The organism is Planctobacterium sp. AWH2_060, from assembly GCF_056158425.1.
The window spans coordinates 2,899,488-2,916,697 of sequence record NZ_JBSWTG010000001.1 but is presented as its reverse complement, the minus strand read 5'-3'; the positions used below and the strand labels follow the sequence as shown (position 1 = coordinate 2,916,697).

Here is a 17,210-nt window from a genome sequence, read left to right as displayed (position 1 = left end):
TAAGCCTAAAACAAGGTAAATAAAAAATATATTTTATTGAGGTTTGATATAGGTAAAATCTATAGCTGATAGTGACAAGTATTTGGTAGAAAAATTGGATCTCAGAGCATTGCGTTATTTTGTGGCGGTTAAAGAAACCGGCAGTATCAGCGGCGCGGCAAGGCGTTGTTATGTGGCACAGCCTTCGATTTCTTCATCGCTAAAACAGTTGGAAGAAACCGTGGGCAAATCTTTGTTTAGTCGCCATACCCGCGGTATGAAAGCCACCGAGGCGGCTGAGCAGTTATATCCATTGGCGAAACAGCTGTTGGGGCAGGCCAGTGCTATCGAGGAGTTGTTTAAAACCGGGCGACAAAAGTTGCCCTTTCGACTGGGGGTAGTGCGTGGTCTTGGCGTACAGCGGATGAGCCGTATATTGCAAAAATTCACCAGTGAAAACCCCGACATCGAATTGACCTTAGTGCCACCGGAAGAAGATTGTGATGCCCGCATTATTAATGAAACCATGTTGCAAAATCGGGAGCAGATGCAATTTATGTGGCAGGAAGCGTTCCAGATAGCCATTCCGGCAGGGCATCCGCTCACCCTGAAAAGTCGCCTTAATTTAACGGATCTCGATGGCCTGGCATTTATTCAGCGTATGCCCTGTGAAGGTGGACTGGCACTGCAAAATAAAGTCAATGCCGCGGGCCTTAAACTGGATGTCCGGGCCAGAATTCAGACCATCGAATACGCCATCGGCCTGGTTAAAGCTGGTGTTGGCTGTGCATTGCTTCCTAATTACAAAGAGATTGCCAATGAAACTGAAATGCAATTTCGACAAATCACTGACGAACCTTTTTCCAGGCGCATCGTTCTGGCCTGGCAGCAAAATTCAGATATTGTCAGCTCTCTGATTGAGATAGTGCAGAGTTAAATCTCCCTGGCTAAATCCAGAGCCGCTTGATTGATGCCTTTTGCAATGCGTTCGTAGGTGCCGCAACGGCAAATGTTTCCGGACATGGCGCTGCGGATGGCTTCGTTGTCAGGGGTCTTATTGGATTGCAATAAATGGGTTGCCGACATCAGTTGTCCTGATTGGCAGTAGCCACATTGCGGGACGCTGTGTTCCAGCCAGGCCGCCTGTAATGCCTGCAATTCCGGGATGTTGTCGTTTTCGATAGTTTCTATACTTTTGTCTTTGGCTTGTGCCAGCGGTAACAAACAACTGCGTATGGGTTCGCCGTCCAGCAATACGGTGCAGGCCCCACAAAGTCCCTGGCCACAGCCAAATTTGGTGCCGGTGAGTTGTACCTCTTCCCGCAAAAACCACAACAAAGGCATCTCTGGGTCGGCTTGAGTGGTTATTTCCTGCTGATTGATGGTGAGTTTAATCATGCTATGTGCTCCTGATGATTAGGCCCGGATTAGCCCAGTGCAATCTGATGTTGTTGTAATGTTTCTGCGCTGATGGGCAGTTGGGTTATGGGGTGACCAATAATACTGGTCAGGGCATTGGCAATTGCGGGTTGTATGGTGCCCTGGAGTTTTTCGCCCACACCCATCGGCCAGGCCTGGCTTTCAATGGTGTGCAGTTCAATGGGGATTTGAGAGCCGAAGCGGGGCAGCGGATAGTCATGATAGTTGCTCTGCTGCACCTGACCTTGTTCGATAGTGATTTTGTTGTGCAGCAACATGCCCAGGGCAAAAATACTGGCTCCCTCTACCTGGGATAGCAAGCCATCGGGGTTGATGATGGTGCCGTGATCTAAAACTAAAATAAGCTTTTCCGCTTTCCAGATATTTTTACGCCTGGTCAGTACAAAAGCGGCAGCGTTGTAGTACTGGTAGGGACCCTGAGGCGCTTTCTCGAATCCGAAAGCATAGCCAATTTTGCGATTGGGTTGTTGCTCGTAAGGTTCACAGGCTTTGCGCAGCTTGGTAAGCACTGGCAAAGCTCGCTCGTTGTCAATGTGTTGCTGGCGATATTGCAAGGGATGAAGCTTGCGCTTCTTTGCCAATTCTTCCATTACAACTTCCCGGCTGAAATTGGTGTAGCCATGGCTGATACCACGCAGAATACCGGTATGCAGTGGTGCATTGTTCAGCGTCACGCCACAACTAAAGTGCTCACTCTGATAGAGCGAAATTTCAGCGCCACCATAGGCTATCCAGTCTCCTCCATCGGTATCACGTTCCTCAAGGGAAAAGTGCCAGGCCCTTGTAGACAGGCTGGCGACATTGTTTTGCCAGGCTTGTAATTGACCTTTGTCATTCACACTGGCGCTGACTTTCTGGGCATTAAGTGGGCGATAAAAGCCGTGCTGAATATCATCTTCTCTGGACCAAATTACCTTTACCGGATAAGACACCTGACGGGCAATCGTGGCGGCTTCCAGCACAAAGTCTTCCTGCGCCCGGCGACCAAAACCACCGCCCATCAAGGTGGTATTAAAGTCGATTGCCTCTGGGGCAAGCTCAAATAATTCCTGAAGCTTTTGCTTGGCGTTATTGCGGTTTTGGCTAGGTGCCCAAATCTGCAGCTGGCTTTCTGTTTGCCAGGCAACACAGTTCATGGGCTCCATGGTGACATGGGTTATCAAAGGAAATTCAAAGCGCAATTCAAACCTTTGCTCGTTGGTTGCGTTGGCCAACTGTGCGCTGGCATCGCCTCTTTCATTGTGCTTTTGGGCCGGTGTATCCAGTTGTCCGCGAAAAGTCTGCATTAAACTATGGGACGAACTGCTACTGAAGTCACTGTTGCTCCAAACCGGATTGGCCACTTTTCGAGCGAGGCTGGCGTGCCAATAATTATTCGCCACTATGACCACACCCTGTGGAATGCTAAAGGCGTCCACGACACCCTTTTGCTGTTTTACGCTTTTTGCATCGAATGAAATTAGCTGGCTACCCGGCACTGGCGGCCGGATAAGCACCGCGGTTTTCATACCAGGTAAGCTGACATCCATGCCAAATATGGCACTGCCATCCACTTTTTCTGCCATATCCAGCCGTTTTACGCTGCGCCCTATCTGGGTGTATTGCTCAGGTGTCTTGCGGGTAAACTTCTCAGGAAGAGTGGTATCCTTTATCAGTCCTGACAGTTCGCCATAACTGAGCTTTTGGCCTGTGGGGCGGTGATAAATATAGCTGTTTTGGGTGTACAGGGAATCTGCATCCACCTGCCAGATTGCCATGGCCTGATTAACTAAAAGTTGCCGCAGTTGTGCTCCGGCATCACGGTGGAATTTCCAGCCGAGAAACGAACTGATGGCCCCGATAGTATTTTGAGGGCCGAATTGTTGCGGATCCGCACCGGCCTGTTCCACCTGTTTCAGTAAAGACCAGTCGGCGTCCAGCTCATCCAGCAGATATTGCGCCTGAATAGTGGTGGCACCCTGTCCCATCTCCGAACGACAGTTGAACAATGTCATGCTGTTGTCCGCGTGAATTGCAAGTAACGGGAAGCGTACTGGTTTTGCAGTATTGGCCTCTGTTGATCCTGCTCTTGCTGCTGCGGGAATATGAATCGCCGATACCATGAGTGCACCACCTGCCAATGAACACTTTAAAAATGTTCTGCGGGATGGATTGTCACTTTGGTAGGGGTTGCCCGAAATCGGTTTCGCTAGCGGATTATTATCAATGGGGTTCGGTAACTTGTTTGCCATAAAAAGGTCCATCACTGCCTGATGTGTTGACCCTATGGCTAAGCGCTATATAACACCACTATAGTTTTCTATAATTATTTAAAATCTATGTTATTCAGTGATTTACCTTATTCTTTCAAGGCTGTTCGGCCAGTTGTTGACGATCTGCTGCACGCCATCACTGGGGTATTTTTGCAGTAAATTCTGTACCGCCAACAGATGGTTTTGCACTGATTCAGCTTGTGCATTTTCCTGTGCACTTCTGGCCAGCAGTAATTGAATTCGGGTTTCGAAATAACCCAACTCGTTCTGCTGTGCTACCGACAATGCCTGATTAAAATAGTCTTTAGCTTGCTCATTATGCTGTTGTTGGTTTTTGAGTTTCGCCAGATTGATGTAATTGGTTGAAAGCCCATAAGGACACTGAAATCCCTGATGATAACGGATGGCCTGATGGTAATAATGTTCAGCATCCTCAAACTGTTGCTCCTGAAAAGCCAGGTGGCCCAGCATCTCGATGGCAAATGCCAGATAGAGCAAATCTTTCCCGGATTGCGCCATTTGTTGCGTGGCTGTGATGTTGTTTTTGGCCTGGTGCCAGTCGCCGTTATGCCATTGGGCGACACCCAGTTCGAATTGGGAGCGCAATAGCTCACTGTTGTCTGAATGTTGCTGCGCATAGTTTACCGCTTCCTGCGCCGCGGCTAACGCCCTGGGAATGTCCCCCTGAGCAGCTATCGCTTTCGCCAGATAACGGCGTGACTGCGGATAGCTGTCTCCGGAATTTATGGCGGTGACAAAATAATCTTCTGCCAGTTCGAAACTACCCTGATAAAAATGGCTTAAACCGAAAATAAAGGCATCGTCGGCGAACCTTTGTTCATAGGCCACATAAGGCGCTGAGGTATTCATTTGCAACAGTTCAGGGATTCGTTTTGCTAACTGATTGAGCAGAGTCACCACATTGTCGCCACTGAGAATACCCTGCTGGGTATTGTGTCGACTGATCAGACTGTACCTGAGCGTATATTCCATCGGGGAACCGAACAGCTCGGTATGCAAACTGGTGATTTCTCCCATCGCATGACGCAACTGTCGGGATTGCAGGGCTTCATCCGATTGGTGACGAGAGCCGCTGCGCTGCAAGGCCTCTAACACGTCTTCGGTATCTACCACCATGATATGGCCTGAGGTTTTTTCAATCGGTGTTTGCTGCAGTTTTTGGATCAACATGTCCATCGCGCCAATTGGCACCCAATGCAGCAGATTATCCTGTTCGGTGATTTTTACCGGAGTGACCACTAACTCGACAAACTTGGGTGTCGGGTTGGCCGAAGTCGCTTCAACTGCGATATCGCTGTGTTGCGGGGTAAACACAAACAGAGCCAGAAATAAGATTAGTACTGTGGCAATAGCGGCGGTCATTGACCACATGAATCTGGTACTACGGCGCTTAGAATTGTTGTTTTCAGGCGCAACAGACTGGTTAACGACGCTTTGTTCTTCAACGCTATCGGCTATCCATTCATACCCTTTTCTCGGGTGAGTTTTGATAACCTTCATGCCCTTAAAGCACTGGCGAATTTCTTTGATGGATTGAAATAGCACGTGTTCCTGAGCACTGACATCATCCCAGATGGTGCTGAGAATAGTTTGTTTGCTCAGGATCTGCTTCGGATGTTGTAACAAGTAATACAAAACATCATTGCTTTTTGCTCTGAGAATGGTGTGACTTTGGCCATCGCAAACTTTTCCGTTGTTGTAGTCGTAGCTAAAGCGCCCGATTCGGAATTGTCTTGCTGCTGCCATATTTGTCTCAGTTTAAGTTTCGTTCAGATTCTGTTTAAGCTTGCGATCATAAACTAAGCCCCATAGAAATCTCCAGTTTCTATTGTTTCATTATTGTTCCTTGATATCTTCCTTGATAAACAGAGCTGTAGGACACAGCTCTGTCTTTTTTGTTTCTTTTTAATTGAACATTCCGTCGCAGCTGTTATTTTTAATGCTCTAAGTCATTCTCAATGGAAATGGAGAAACAGGATGAAATCTTTTGTAATTAAAACCGCCGTGGCAACCACCGCATTGTTGTCATTGTCAGGCTGCAGTTTATTTGGCGAAAAAGTGCAGGTGCCACCGGCGCACATTGGCAAGGTGTTGACTAAAGATGGTTATAAAAAGGATAACTACGGCCCGTCGCGTTTTCGCTTAGATGCCTGTTTCGCCTACTGTGATTCTCTGGTGTTACTGGAAACGTCGGATCAACCCGTTACAGAGCGGTTCGCCCTGTTTATGCCCAAAGACCAGCTCAACATGGGGTTCGATCTGCGGATGACGGTGAGTGTTGATGACAGTCAGATTGATAACATCTATAAACGGGTTCCCGCTGAAAAGGGCTTAATTTCCTTCAATAAAATTTATGTCACCTATGCGCAACCTATTATCCGGGATGTGGCACGACAAATTATGGCAAAGTACACGATTAATGAAGTGGCCAGCTCCAGAGAGCGGTTAAGTACCGAGTTGCAAAATGCGATAGGTGAAGCGTTACAGGCAGCGCCATTAAAATTAAAGCGTCTGGGGCTTGCCGATGTGCAATTTCCGGAAATCATTACTAAGGCTAAAGAGCAGGCCGCTGAACGTCGGGAACAAATAGAGCGCGAAAAAGCCCAGTTCGAAATTCAGAAAATTCAGCAGGAGCGGGAGCTGGCGCAGGCACAAATGCAACGGGCCATTGACCGTGAAAAGGCGGAAGCCACCAAAGAAGTGAATGAGATTCTGGCTAAATCAGTCACGGATAAGTATCTGTCCTATCGCTCCTTAGAAGTACTGGAGAAGATGGCCAGCTCAAAAAATAAGGTTTTTGTCCCTGTGGAGGCTTTGGGGTCTCTGGGGTTACAACAGGCAATTTTTGCCGATCAGGTGAAACAAACCGCCAAGAGCAAAAGCAATTAGGTGATGTATGAACTCCATCATTGAAGCCTTACCGGAACTTGCCATTGCTGCGCTCTTAGCCGGGTTATTTTTCTGGCTGAGCAAAGATAAGTTATCCAAAAGTGTGCGCATGAAGTGTTTTGGCGCCTTTGCTGTGGGGATGTTTATTTGGATTATCTTACTGGGGCAAAGTAGCTCTGTGCCCCGGCAATTGCAGGTAACCGAGCCGGAGGTCAGTTATGAACGACCGCTGGCGGAAGTGCAGGATAGTTCCCCAGAAGCGCAAACGGCAGAACAGTCCAGTGAGCGACTGGCACTGCTCAGAGAGGCACAAAAGCAGGGCACTTCTCTACAAACCGAATCGGACACCAGTCCGGCTGCTGACGAGGAAAAGCCAGAATCTGATGATCAGTAACCGGCGGCGTTTTTTCGGGAAGTAGTGCGCAACAGCGCCCATAGTCTTTATTTTCGATTATCGGGTGACGAAACCACCATTGACAAACAGTGACTGTCCTGTTGTCCATTGCGACTGCGCAGAGGCGATAAATGTTACCAGGGGCACTATGTCTTGGATGGTACCCAGGCGATTGGCGACACTGGCTGCCTTTAAATAAGCCACGGTTTGCGCATTTTCTTCACCATGGAAAAATGCGGTATCAATGGGACCCGGGCAAAGGGTATTTACGGTAACGCCCCGGTGACCTATTTCTTTTGCCAGAGCCCGGGTAAAGTCTTCCAAAGGTGCTTTCGAGCCTGCGTACAAGGCGTAATTGCCGGTAAAAGCCCCCAGTAACGAGGTGCCCAAATTGATAATCCGGCCGTTGTCTTCAATCTTTTTGGCGGCTTCCTGCATCACAAAAAATGCCGCTTTGGTATTGATATTAAACAGCTGATCAAAATCGGATTCGCTGTAATCTGTAAAGGGCCGTTTTATAATTTTTCCGGCGTTGTTGATCACTATATCTACCCGACCAAAAGCGTCTTTGGCTTCGCTGAATAATTTTTGCACTGTATCTATTGATGTCAGATCTCCCTGTACCAGTAACGCTCGGCTGCCCGCGGCCTCCACCTGTTTTGCCGTTACCCGAGCATCCTGCGCCGATGACTCACTGTTATAGTGAATGACAATGTCACAACCCTCGGTGGCCAGTGCCTGGGCAAAGGCCCTGCCCATGTTGCGTGCCGCGCCGGTGATAAGTGCAACTTTACCTGTGAATCTTGATGTCATGATATTTCCTCAATGGTTGATGTCGGAAACACTATAATCTTGTTGCATTATTGTTTTGAATAGGTGTAAATGTACTTCAATAAATGCAAAAAATGCAATTAATCGCTGCGGCAATGGAAATAGCCCGGTAATAAATTGATAGATTCAAAAATTGATAGATTCAAAAATTGATAGATTCGGGGCCAGGTGATGAAAGAGATCAGTAACGAACAATTATTCATCCATGTTGTGGAATCGGGGAGCTTTAAAAAGGCCGCGGAGTTACTGGCTATGGACCCTTCGCTGGTGAGTCGCCGAATCTCGTCCCTGGAGAAACGATTAGGAGTTAAATTATTACAGCGCTCCACTAAAAACTCCTTTCCCACAGAAGTGGGCGAACAGTATTTTGTTGAGTTACAGAAACTGCTGGAAGAACAAAATGCCTTAGAAAACCGCATTAAAGCTACAGTCAATGAAGCAACCGGACACCTGAAAGTGGCAGCGCCTCATGATTTTGGCACATTTTTTATCAGTGATATTCTGGAAAATATGGTGGAGCGCTATCCACAACTCACGGTGGAATTGGTGCTGGGCAGTCAATTTGAGAACTTAGCTGCGGAAGGCATAGATGTCGCAGTGCGCATTGGCAAATTACCAGATTCCAGTTTGATATGCCGTCGAATTGGCGAGGTTCCCAGAGTTTTAGTCGCCTCACCTGAGTATATAGCACAGCAAGGGGAGCCGCACTCAGTCTTGGAGCTGGAACAACATAAATTTGTGTTTTACAAACGATCACAAATGTATGAGGCGGTAACTATTGCTGGTCAGCGGTTGCATCTTTCAGGTTCCTTTGTCGTTAATAGCGTCAGTGCTATCAGGCAATGGGTACTGAATGGAAAAGGCATTCACCTGGGGCCGGTTTGGGCATTTCGCGACGCGCTGGATACTGGTGCATTGCAGCGGATTTTGCCTGAGGCTGAGCTGGATAGTTTTCCTTTACATGCCATCTATGTTTCCCGTGCGTATGTGCCCGCTAAGGTGCGCTTGTTTATCGACTTATTGAGCAACACCTTAAGCGGTAATAATTTTCAGCGGGTTTGAGCTTTAATTGATTAAAGCAAAAACGCGCATGAACTTAGTGACTAAGCACCACTTTGCCTATTGCTTGTCCGCTATTGAGGCGATCATGGGCTTGACCAACTTGCTCCAGAGTGAATTGCTGGTTATCTAAAATGGGGGTTAACTGACCAGCTTCGGCAATCTTTGTCAGTTCGTTGAGTATGTGATGATGTTCAGCACGCCCAACATTGTGCAACATGGGGATCAGCATAAACACCACATGCAGAGACAGGCCTTTAAAGTGTGCCGTAGATAAATCCAGCTCCACCATAGATACCGTAGAGGCCACCTGACCATTGAGCTTTGCTGCCTCAAAGGAGTTCGCCATATTGGCGCCACCTACTGAGTCAAATACCAGATCAAAACCCACACCCTTGGTACAAGAAGCGACGTAATTGGCGACGGTTTCGGTTTTATAATCAATACTTTTGGCGCCCAATTCTTCAATAAGCGCAAGCTTGTCTGAACCACTGCCGGTAGCAAACACTTCTGCACCAAAATACTTTGCCAATTGCAGGGCAATATGGCCAACACCACCGGCGCCGCCGTGCACCAGTACTTTTTGCTTAGCTGCGATAGCTGCTCGTTGCAAACCCTCGTAGGCGGTAATACCCACAAGCGGGATTGCAGCTGCTTGCTGCATGGTCAGGTTTTTGGGTTTGAGAGCCATCAGATTGGCATCAGCCACTATGTATTCGGCTAGTGTGCCGGGTAAATCTGCCAGACCTCCGGCACAACCGTAGACTTCATCGCCCGGTTTAAAATTGCTGACACCATCGCCAACTTCTTCAACTACGCCGGCAAAGTCCATACCTAAAATAGCCGGTAATGCTGGGGCAATAGGGAGATCGGCACCCATCTGGCGGATCATGGTATCAACGGTATTCACACTACTGGCGGCAATGCGTATCAGCACATGACCATGTTTAACCGTGGGTTTAGGGACTTCGGCTGATTCGAATACGTCTGAACCACCAAAAGAGTTTATAAGCATCGCTTTCATCAGGATAACCTCTGCTGTTGTTTGTGAAAGTCCTGATAATTTACTTTTTTATTTTATTGTTGATAATTGTCTAATAACCTAAATCTGTTTAAGGAAAATATTGATAATGAATATAGAGCACCTGAAATTATTTGTGCGCATTGCTGCGCTGCACAATATCAGCCAGGCCGGCAAGGAGTTGGGATTATCAGCAGCGGTATCCAGTGCCCATATGAATAAGCTGGAAGAAGGACTGGGGGTCAGGTTATTACATCGCACAACGCGTCAGGTGTCTCTCACAGAAGAAGGCCGTAGCTTTTTACCTTATGCTCAGGATGTATTAACCGGTATAGAGACCGCCAGAGCCGCAGTGGGGGCTGGAAAAGTGTCTCCACAAGGGCGTCTAAGAGTGACTGCACCGGCATCTTTTGGACGGATGCATTTGATCCCTGCACTTAAAGCCTTTATGGATCAACATCCTCAACTGGAAATAGATCTGCGATTGAGTGACAGCATAGTGGATATGGTAGAAGGTGGGTTTGATGTTGCTATCCGTGATGCCGAGCTGAACGATTCCTCTTTGATTGCCCGAAAACTGGCTCAAGACACCCGTATTCTGGTGGCCTCTCCAGACTATGTTGCGCAATATGGTGAACCTGAAACCCCAGAGCAGCTGGCAGATTTTGCTGCGGTCACTTTAACAGGCCTGGAAAGCTGGTATTTTAAAACAGATAAAGGCGTGCAAACCATTCGCATAAAAAGTCGCCTGGGTACAGATAACGGCGAAGCTGTCCGAGATGCGGCGGTGAATGGGCTGGGGATCACTGTCTGTTCATTGTGGTGTTGTTATCAGCAGCTAGAATCAGGCGAACTGGTTCAGGTATTGTCCGATTATCCCCTGGCCTCCAATACCTCTATTTGGGCGGTATATCCCAGTTCGCGCTTATTGGCACCTAAGGTGCGTGCTTTTATCGATTATTTTAATGCACACTTTGGTGACCTGCCCTATTGGGAGCAATAGTTATTCAGTTAAAACTGATTCGGCTATCTGTTGTATAACTTTTGCAAATGAGCATACAGGGCATTGCAATTGTGAGCGTTTTGCGCAAATGGGTGAGGTGATGCAAATTCTTCAATATCATTGTCAAAATACTTCCCGTTGGCATTCTCGAATTCCGGGCTAAGTGCCGCCCGCAGCAAAATATCTGCACCAACATCTAAACTACTTCCGTCTATGCCATAAGCTTCTTTCACCATTTTGCTGCCCAATAGCGATTTAGGGTTAACCGAAACCAATAGCGGTCCTTGTCCTGTGTTGCTTTCAGCCATAGCGCGAGTCCACATGATTAATGCGAGTTTGCTTTGGGCGTAAATGTTGGCATCTGAAGCGTTGCTTAGATTATTGAGTGTTTCGGGGGTAACGGGTGCCTGAGCAGCAGAAGCTACATTCACTATCCGTCCTTTGACGGAGAATAGTGAGCAAAGTTGTGTAGTAAGAATATAAGGAGCTATAGAGTTGACTACAAAGCGAACATCCAAATTATCTATGGATATTGGATTTGCCACTTTAAATACCCCGGCATTATTTATCAGGACATCCAGCTTGCTGTGTTTTTTCTTGATACTTTCACTCAGTTTATAAACTTCAGATAATATTGATAAATCGGCGCACCAGATTTCCAGCTTATAATCAGGATTTTTCTCGATCATGTTATTTTGCAATGATTGCAATTTGTGCGAATTCCTGCCGTGGAGCAAAACAGTGTGCCCTGCGGCAAGGAGTTTCTTGGCTGTTTGCAGTCCAAGTCCGTCAGTGGCGCCAGTTAGTAGGATGGTTTTTGACATTGTTGTGTCCTCGGTCATTAAATTTAAGCAAAAAATGGCAATACCTGATCGGCAAGCTCTGTCAGCGTGGTGTCAATATCTCTTTGATTGAACCTCAGGTTTAACGCGATATGGTTTACTCCAATACTTTGCAGTAAAAGCAAATAATCTAATAAGGCATGGATGCCGCATTGAACGCCTAGCGGAATGGGTCTTATTGGGGCGTCTGGGTCTTTCAATAGGTCCAGGTATAATGGTTGCATTACTGGTTTTGGCAACATTTCCGCGTGCTCGACATTGTTATTCCAGTCACTAATAACACTGCGTTGTAATTGTGGCTCTCTGGGATAGGTGATCATGCCGTGACTGTGTCGGGCCAGCCATTGTTTTGATTGTTGACTGTGTCCGGTCACCAACATCGGTATTGACTGCTCAAAAGGTTTTGGCAATAGGTCGAGATTGCCGTCCAACATACCAAATTTGTTCACTAACTTCGGGTACGGGTCCTGTAAGGTTTCAATATATTGAAAGGCTTCTCGAAAATCCTGCCCTCGATCTTGATGAATTTTTGCCATGGCCGGGTACTCATCGGCACGATCTCCTGAGGCAACGCCTAAAATCAGGCGCCCTGCGCTAAGCTGGTCGACGCTGCAGGCTGATTTTGCCACGTGAGCTGGGTGTCTTAAGGGAAGTATTAGACTCGCAACACCCAGGCTAATACATTGAGTTTGCATTGATAATGCGCCGAGGTAGACAAACGGATCGAACTGTTGTCCGACATCACCAAATGAAGGCACATTAAAGGGGATATCTCTTAACCAGACCGCCTTAAATCCAAGTGTCTCGGCAAGTTGTACTTTTGCAACATGCTGTGTGAGGCAGGGTATTGCGGTGCTTGGATAAGATTCGATTGGTACAACCAATCCAAGCGACATTCGCCCAAAACAAAAGGTTTGATTGAAGCCCCTGTTGTGGCGTGCAAATTTGGAATTGTTGTTTGGCGCTGATTCGCGATTTTCCTCTGACCCTTGGCAATAAACCATAACCGGCCCCTGTTTCTAGCAAATTTTTTACTGATTGGCATTAGTTTAAAGTGCTAGTGAAAATTTGATAATTAACAGTTTTTAGGAATCAGTTTTTATATATTGTTGATAATGAATTGAGGCTATATATCTGCATTTATCACAAACGTCTTTCCCATTACCTGCTGGTACTGACTGGGTTTGGCAATTTGCTGCACTACTAAATCCTGATAAATGCAGGGTTGCAATAAGGGTTCAAATTGCTCTACTTGTTGATTGCCTTCATCCAGCCAGGCGTCTATCAGTGCGCTGTTTTGCGGAAACATCATAGGAGTCGACTTGGAATGAATGTTTTGTAGTTTGGGGTGAGGTGGCAGGGTAATTACCGAACAGGACGTAATACTTTCACCTGTTCCGGAATGGGTCCACTCTTTACACAGGCCAGCCATAAGCAGTGCGCCATCTTTGGCCTGCATATCATGGCAGTGCAACAGCTTGCCTTTGTTATATTCTGACTCTCCAAAGCCCGTTACCGGGATCAGAATGCGGCTTTGTCGAAAAGGACGATATCCGGCCTTTCTGGGATTGTTCAGGCTGTCGTAGCGGGTATTGATACTGGTGTATCTGGAGGGTTTAAAACCGGTTTCTGTGGGTTCCAGCAATAGCCACCAGAGGGCATTTTCCATGATGCGTCGACCGTTTTTCTGACGCACCACAGACACTTTGTTAGCTGCACCAATGTAGCGCTTGAATATTTGTGGCTCGTACCCCAATTCGATATCCATGGCGTCGCACAAAGCTCTGACGCCAGGCGCATCGGTGACATTGAGTCGGCCACACATGCTTAGTTTTCCGTACCAGGCTGCAGTTCGCTGTCAGGCGCAGCTGTTGATACTGGCGCTGCCAGTTCTATTTCCACATTGTCCACTCTTTGCAGCCCTCTCGGGAGTTTATTGCCGCGTCGGCCTCGCTCTCCGCGGTAGTGTTCAAGATCTTTACTGCTGAGTGTCATAGCCCGTTTACCAGCGGTTACCTTCACTGATGCGCCTTCAGGCACCACTTCCAGCACACTGACGTATTCTTCCCGGGACTGACTACGGGCCGAAGGAATACTGATGATCTTGTTGCCTTTACCCTTGCCTAAGCTGGGCAGGTCTTTCAGTGGAAATAGTAACAACCGGCCTTCGTTGGATATGGCCATACACCAGTCTGTTTCCAGGTTGTGTACTCGTCTGGGGCGCAAGGCTTTTGCGCCAGTAGGCAAAGACAGATAAGCCTTACCGGCTTTGGCTTTGCTCAGCATATCAGTAAACTGGCCCACAAAACCGTATCCGGCATCGGAAGCCATCAGGAATTTCTGACTGTCTTCCGCCATAATGGCGTGTTCAAAACTTTCTCCGGCAACTACCGAAAAGCGCCCGGTAAGGGGTTCACCCTGACTTCTGGCAGAGGGTAAGTTGTGGGCATCACAGGAAAATGCGCGCCCGGATGAATCCATAAACACCACTTGTTGATTGCTGCGGCCTTTGGCGCTGCTGAGGAATTTATCTCCGGCTTTATAGCTCAGGCCCTCAACATCCACATCGTGACCTTTGGCGCATCGCGCCCAGCCTTTTTCGGACAATACCACAGTGACTTGCTCAGAAGGCACCAGCTCTTTTTCCGACAAGGCTTTGGCTTCGCTGCGCTCCACCAGTGGTGAGCGGCGATCATCGCCATATTTTTCAGCGTCAGCCAAAATTTCTTTTTTGATCAGGGTTTTCAGACGACGGTCAGAGCTAAGCAATTGCTCCAGCTTTTCCCGCTCGGCGTTAAGTTCGTCTTGCTCGCCTTTGATCTTCATTTCTTCCAGTTTGGCAAGATGACGTAGTTTTAACTCCAGAATGGCTTCGGCCTGGGTGTCGGTCAGGGCAAAGCGCTTCATCAGCTCTTGCTTTGGCTCGTCTTCGTAACGAATAATGCGGATCACTTCGTCAATATTTAAAAAGGCAATTAATAAACCTTCTAAAATATGCAAACGCGCCAGTACTTTATCCAGACGATATTGCAGACGGCGAGTGACGGTGGCTTTGCGGTATTCCAGCCACTCTCGCAAGATCATCGCCAGGTTTTTCACCTGCGGACGTCCGTCCAGGCCAATCATGTTGAGGTTAACCCGGTAGTTCTTTTCCAGGTCGGTGGTAGCAAACAAATGCTGCATCATTTGTACCACATCTACCCGATTAGAACGGGGTGTCAGTACCAGTCTTACCGGGTTCTCATGGTCCGACTCATCCCGCAAATCACTCACCATGGGTAACTTTTTGGCGGTCATCTGTGCCGCGATTTGCTCCAGCACTTTGGCTCCGGATGCCTGATGAGGCAGTGCGGTTATGACCACATCACCGTTGTCTTCGTGATAAACGGCGCGCATTTTGATGGAGCCTTTGCCGGTTTCATACATCTTGCGAATATCGGCTTTCGGCGTAATGATTTCGGCTTCAGTGGGGTAGTCTGGACCCTGTACAAACTCCATGATTTCCGACAGCTCGGCTTTGCTGTTGTCCAACAAATGGGCACAGGCATTGGCCAGTTCCCGGACATTGTGGGGCGGAATATCGGTGGCCATACCTACCGCAATGCCGGTGACGCCATTGAGCAAAATATGAGGCAATCTGGCTGGAAGTACTTTGGGTTCTTTCAGCGTGCCGTCGAAGTTGGGTTGCCAGTCAACTGTGCCCTGACCGAGCTCCTGCAGTAATACTTCACTAAAGCGGGATAAACGGGCTTCGGTATAACGCATGGCAGCAAAGGATTTTGGATCGTCCGGGGCACCCCAGTTGCCTTGACCGTCTACCAATGGATAGCGATAAGAGAAAGGTTGTGCCATCAGCACCATGGCTTCATAACAGGCTGAATCACCGTGAGGATGAAATTTACCTAATACGTCACCCACGGTACGGGCGGATTTCTTGTACTTGGCGTTAGCACTCAGGCCCAAATCTGACATGGCATAGACAATACGTCGTTGCACTGGCTTCAGGCCATCACCAATGTGCGGCAAGGCTCTGTCCATGATGACGTACATGGAATAATTCAGATAGGCATCTTCTGCGAAACGGCGGATGGGGAGTTGCTCCACACCATCCTGAGAGATAGTAATGTCGTCGTTCATGAATGTTCGATTGTCTGCGTTATCAGAGCGCTTTGAGCTTCGCAATATTGCTTAGCAAATATCTACACGCCCTTGGATCATTGTCTCTGGGTACTTTAAAGGCCGCCTTAATGTTGCAGCCTTTAGCAATTCCCTGATGTTACTTTTGGTAAGTCACTCTGTAAATGGCATCGGCAAAATCATCCGAAATTAGCAGGCTGCCATCGGGCATGGGTAAGAATGCCACAGGTCTACCCCATACTTCGTCGCCAGGCTGCAACCAGCCATCGATAAAGGTTTCATATTTTTCTACACCGGTTTCTGTGGTGGTGGCCATCATGACCCGGTAGCCCACTTTGGAAGAGCGATTCCAGGAGCCGTGCTCTGCCACAAATAGTTTGTTTTTATACTCAGCCGGGAATTGCTCTCCCTGATAAAAATGAATGCCTAAAGGGGCCACATGGGCGCCTAAGCGCGCAACCGGTGGAGTGTAATCTTCCGGCTTTTTGCCTTCTCCAAAATCCGGGTCGGGGATATCGCCGCCATGAATATAGGGATAACCAAAGTGTTGACCTTCTTCACTGACCCGGTTTATTTCGCAGGGGGGTAGGTCGTCACCCATCCAGTCGCGGCCATTATCGCTAAACCACAGTTCCTTGGTTTTAGGGTGCCAGTCAAAACCGACACTGTTGCGCACGCCTCGGGCCACCCAGGTACGTTTTTTGGTTTTGAGGTCGTACTTTAAAATGCTGTCGTAGCGTTCATCATCAAATTCTTCGCCGCCTTTAGTAATACAGACATTACAGGGTGTGCCCACCGGCACGTAAAGTTGACCGTCCGGGCCAAAGTCGATGTTTTTCCAGCCGTGATGACGATCGCTGGGTAAATCATTGATAATGATTTCACCTTTACCGGGGGAATCCAGATTGGCTTCGATGTTACTGAATTTTCTGATCTGACTCACTTCAGACACATACAGGTCGCCATCTTTAAAGGTCAGCCCTGAAGGCATCACCAAATCGCTGGCTATTTTAATGACTCTGTCAGCTGTACCATCTTTGTCGCTGTCGATTACGGCATGTACCAAACCGGCACTGCGACTACCTACAAAAACCGTGCCTTTGTCACCCAAAGCCATCTGTCGGGCATTTTTTACCTTGTCGACATAAACCGAAATACTAAAGCCTTCCGGCAGATTCAGCTTTTCCAGTGGTAAAGCTGCGTGAGTCAGGCCTGAAGTTAGCAGGCTGGCGACGAAGATTAATTTGCGCATATTGGTAATCATATTTCACGAACTGGTTGTAATATGTTAAAACATAACACTGGCACAAGTCCCCCGACAATGTTTTCTGTTTATAAGAAT

15 protein-coding genes are annotated in these 17,210 nt (G+C 47.8%); 5 read left to right on the top strand and 10 right to left on the bottom strand.

The genetic code is table 11. The features are described 5' to 3' along the window. Window positions 1–82: 82 nt before the first annotated feature. Window positions 83–916: a LysR family transcriptional regulator gene (locus ACXAD8_RS12405; RefSeq protein WP_475228998.1), complete on the top strand. Its 834-nt coding sequence runs from the start codon at window positions 83–85 to the stop codon at window positions 914–916. Here ACXAD8_RS12405 and ACXAD8_RS12400 read toward each other — a convergent pair. The 3 genes from ACXAD8_RS12400 to ACXAD8_RS12390 form a co-directional block, all read right to left on the bottom strand. Beyond that, window positions 913–1,377 (bottom strand): (2Fe-2S)-binding protein, encoded by a 465-nt coding sequence (locus ACXAD8_RS12400; RefSeq protein WP_475228997.1) that lies wholly within the window; start codon window positions 1,375–1,377, stop codon window positions 913–915. The two genes, ACXAD8_RS12405 and ACXAD8_RS12400, sit on opposite strands and share 4 nt — an antisense overlap. A gap of 29 nt (window positions 1,378–1,406) precedes the next feature. Beyond that, window positions 1,407–3,650: a xanthine dehydrogenase family protein molybdopterin-binding subunit gene (locus ACXAD8_RS12395; RefSeq protein WP_475228994.1), complete on the bottom strand. Its 2,244-nt coding sequence runs from the start codon at window positions 3,648–3,650 to the stop codon at window positions 1,407–1,409. A gap of 102 nt (window positions 3,651–3,752) precedes the next feature. Then, window positions 3,753–5,438 carry a tetratricopeptide repeat protein gene (locus tag ACXAD8_RS12390; RefSeq protein ID WP_475228992.1) on the bottom strand — a complete coding sequence of 562 codons (1,686 nt, stop codon included), beginning with the start codon at window positions 5,436–5,438 and terminating at the stop codon, window positions 3,753–3,755. A gap of 231 nt (window positions 5,439–5,669) precedes the next feature. On the opposite strand from ACXAD8_RS12390, the gene ACXAD8_RS12385 reads away from it, so the two are divergent. Both ACXAD8_RS12385 and ACXAD8_RS12380 read left to right on the top strand, forming a co-directional pair. After that, the gene (locus tag ACXAD8_RS12385) at window positions 5,670–6,581 is read left to right on the top strand and encodes an SPFH domain-containing protein (RefSeq protein ID WP_475228990.1); all 912 of its coding nucleotides are present in this window, start codon (window positions 5,670–5,672) and stop codon (window positions 6,579–6,581) included. A gap of 7 nt (window positions 6,582–6,588) precedes the next feature. Next, the gene (locus ACXAD8_RS12380; RefSeq protein ID WP_475228987.1) at window positions 6,589–6,975 is read left to right on the top strand and encodes a hypothetical protein; all 387 of its coding nucleotides are present in this window, start codon (window positions 6,589–6,591) and stop codon (window positions 6,973–6,975) included. A 57-nt stretch (window positions 6,976–7,032) separates the two neighbouring features. Here ACXAD8_RS12380 and ACXAD8_RS12375 read toward each other — a convergent pair whose 3' ends face one another. Next, the gene (locus ACXAD8_RS12375) at window positions 7,033–7,788 is read right to left on the bottom strand and encodes an SDR family oxidoreductase (RefSeq protein WP_475228985.1); all 756 of its coding nucleotides are present in this window, start codon (window positions 7,786–7,788) and stop codon (window positions 7,033–7,035) included. 189 nt (window positions 7,789–7,977) lie between these two features. On the opposite strand from ACXAD8_RS12375, the gene ACXAD8_RS12370 reads away from it, so the two are divergent. Beyond that, a complete protein-coding gene (locus ACXAD8_RS12370; protein WP_475228982.1) occupies window positions 7,978–8,868 on the top strand; it encodes a LysR family transcriptional regulator in 891 nt (296 codons plus the stop codon). A gap of 34 nt (window positions 8,869–8,902) precedes the next feature. On the opposite strand, the gene ACXAD8_RS12365 is transcribed toward ACXAD8_RS12370, so the two are convergent. After that, window positions 8,903–9,889, bottom strand: coding sequence for a zinc-dependent alcohol dehydrogenase family protein (locus tag ACXAD8_RS12365; protein ID WP_475228980.1), 987 nt, complete (start codon window positions 9,887–9,889; stop codon window positions 8,903–8,905). A gap of 106 nt (window positions 9,890–9,995) precedes the next feature. On the opposite strand from ACXAD8_RS12365, the gene ACXAD8_RS12360 reads away from it, so the two are divergent. Beyond that, window positions 9,996–10,889, top strand: coding sequence for a LysR family transcriptional regulator (locus ACXAD8_RS12360; RefSeq protein ID WP_475228978.1), 894 nt, complete (start codon window positions 9,996–9,998; stop codon window positions 10,887–10,889). Between the two features lie 23 nt (window positions 10,890–10,912). On the opposite strand, the gene ACXAD8_RS12355 is transcribed toward ACXAD8_RS12360, so the two are convergent. The 5 genes from ACXAD8_RS12355 to ACXAD8_RS12335 form a co-directional block, all read right to left on the bottom strand. Next, on the bottom strand, window positions 10,913–11,713 hold the full coding sequence (locus ACXAD8_RS12355) for an SDR family NAD(P)-dependent oxidoreductase (RefSeq protein ID WP_475228975.1): 801 nt from the start codon (window positions 11,711–11,713) through the stop codon (window positions 10,913–10,915). A gap of 23 nt (window positions 11,714–11,736) precedes the next feature. Next, complete coding sequence (locus tag ACXAD8_RS12350; protein ID WP_475165018.1) at window positions 11,737–12,735, bottom strand: LLM class oxidoreductase; 999 nt, start codon at window positions 12,733–12,735, stop codon at window positions 11,737–11,739. 122 nt (window positions 12,736–12,857) lie between these two features. Beyond that, window positions 12,858–13,556 carry an SOS response-associated peptidase family protein gene (locus tag ACXAD8_RS12345; RefSeq protein WP_475228973.1) on the bottom strand — a complete coding sequence of 233 codons (699 nt, stop codon included), beginning with the start codon at window positions 13,554–13,556 and terminating at the stop codon, window positions 12,858–12,860. 2 nt (window positions 13,557–13,558) lie between these two features. Beyond that, window positions 13,559–15,868, bottom strand: a complete 2,310-nt coding sequence (gene parC / locus ACXAD8_RS12340; protein ID WP_475228971.1) for a DNA topoisomerase IV subunit A — start codon at window positions 15,866–15,868, stop codon at window positions 13,559–13,561. A gap of 139 nt (window positions 15,869–16,007) precedes the next feature. After that, a complete protein-coding gene (locus ACXAD8_RS12335) occupies window positions 16,008–17,120 on the bottom strand; it encodes a PQQ-dependent sugar dehydrogenase (protein WP_475228968.1) in 1,113 nt (370 codons plus the stop codon). Window positions 17,121–17,210: the final 90 nt, after the last annotated feature.

Coding starts and splice junctions, on each gene's coding strand:
- ACXAD8_RS12400 (WP_475228997.1), bottom strand. CDS start 1,377: ATGATTAAACTCACCATCAATCAGCAGGAAATAACCACTCAAGCCGAC.
- ACXAD8_RS12395 (WP_475228994.1), bottom strand. CDS start 3,650: ATGGCAAACAAGTTACCGAACCCCATTGATAATAATCCGCTAGCGAAA.
- ACXAD8_RS12390 (WP_475228992.1), bottom strand. CDS start 5,438: ATGGCAGCAGCAAGACAATTCCGAATCGGGCGCTTTAGCTACGACTAC.
- ACXAD8_RS12385 (WP_475228990.1), top strand. CDS start 5,670: ATGAAATCTTTTGTAATTAAAACCGCCGTGGCAACCACCGCATTGTTG.
- ACXAD8_RS12380 (WP_475228987.1), top strand. CDS start 6,589: ATGAACTCCATCATTGAAGCCTTACCGGAACTTGCCATTGCTGCGCTC.
- ACXAD8_RS12375 (WP_475228985.1), bottom strand. CDS start 7,788: ATGACATCAAGATTCACAGGTAAAGTTGCACTTATCACCGGCGCGGCA.
- ACXAD8_RS12370 (WP_475228982.1), top strand. CDS start 7,978: ATGAAAGAGATCAGTAACGAACAATTATTCATCCATGTTGTGGAATCG.
- ACXAD8_RS12365 (WP_475228980.1), bottom strand. CDS start 9,889: ATGAAAGCGATGCTTATAAACTCTTTTGGTGGTTCAGACGTATTCGAA.
- ACXAD8_RS12360 (WP_475228978.1), top strand. CDS start 9,996: ATGAATATAGAGCACCTGAAATTATTTGTGCGCATTGCTGCGCTGCAC.
- ACXAD8_RS12355 (WP_475228975.1), bottom strand. CDS start 11,713: ATGTCAAAAACCATCCTACTAACTGGCGCCACTGACGGACTTGGACTG.
- ACXAD8_RS12350 (WP_475165018.1), bottom strand. CDS start 12,735: ATGGTTTATTGCCAAGGGTCAGAGGAAAATCGCGAATCAGCGCCAAAC.
- ACXAD8_RS12345 (WP_475228973.1), bottom strand. CDS start 13,556: ATGTGTGGCCGACTCAATGTCACCGATGCGCCTGGCGTCAGAGCTTTG.
- parC (WP_475228971.1), bottom strand. CDS start 15,868: ATGAACGACGACATTACTATCTCTCAGGATGGTGTGGAGCAACTCCCC.
- ACXAD8_RS12335 (WP_475228968.1), bottom strand. CDS start 17,120: ATGCGCAAATTAATCTTCGTCGCCAGCCTGCTAACTTCAGGCCTGACT.